The organism is Desertibacillus haloalkaliphilus (assembly GCF_019039105.1).
GTDB classification, from domain to species: Bacteria; Bacillota; Bacilli; order Bacillales; family KJ1-10-99; genus Desertibacillus; species Desertibacillus haloalkaliphilus.
The window spans coordinates 1-453 of sequence record NZ_JAHPIV010000102.1; the positions used below are offsets into that span (position 1 = coordinate 1).

The following is a 453-nucleotide window of genomic DNA, read 5'->3' on the forward strand; positions in this document are numbered from 1 at the left end:
TTGCATAAGAGATCCAATTTCTGTTCGAACAGCCGTTTGAGCAATTTTAGCTCCTGTTCCAACACGTATGCCATTCGGGGTAAGACGGCCCACTTCTAGAGCTGCTCTCGATTGATTGTTTACTTGCTGATGAAGCAAATCAGTAAATGTTGATTCACGGCGCTTATATCCTGTTGTGTTTGTGTTTGCAATGTTGTGTGATATCGTATCAAGCTTTCGTTGAATCTGCCCCATTGTATTCGACGCAGCGATCATCGATGTGTTCATCTTCATCCCTCTTCTTATTAAAATACGTGCTCAAACAAGAGCTCAAGCAAGACGCATGCTCTGCAAACAAACATGCGCCAATTTGCTAGATTTACCCTATTCGTCCTATTTCATTCACTGCTTTTTCCATGCTTTGATCATACGCTTGAAGCACTCGTTGGTTTGCTTCAAACGACCGGTATGCAC

The 453-nt window shown here is 42.8% G+C and carries 2 protein-coding genes; both read right to left on the bottom strand.

What is annotated here, in order from left to right:
* A partial coding sequence (locus KH400_RS21040; protein ID WP_217227987.1) for a flagellar basal body protein occupies nucleotides 1-267 on the bottom strand: 267 nt, incomplete at its 3' end.
* A gap of 91 nt (nucleotides 268-358) precedes the next feature.
* Nucleotides 359-453, bottom strand: a 95-nt coding sequence (locus KH400_RS21045) for a flagellar basal body rod C-terminal domain-containing protein (RefSeq protein ID WP_438821136.1), incomplete at its 5' end; no start/stop codon positions are given.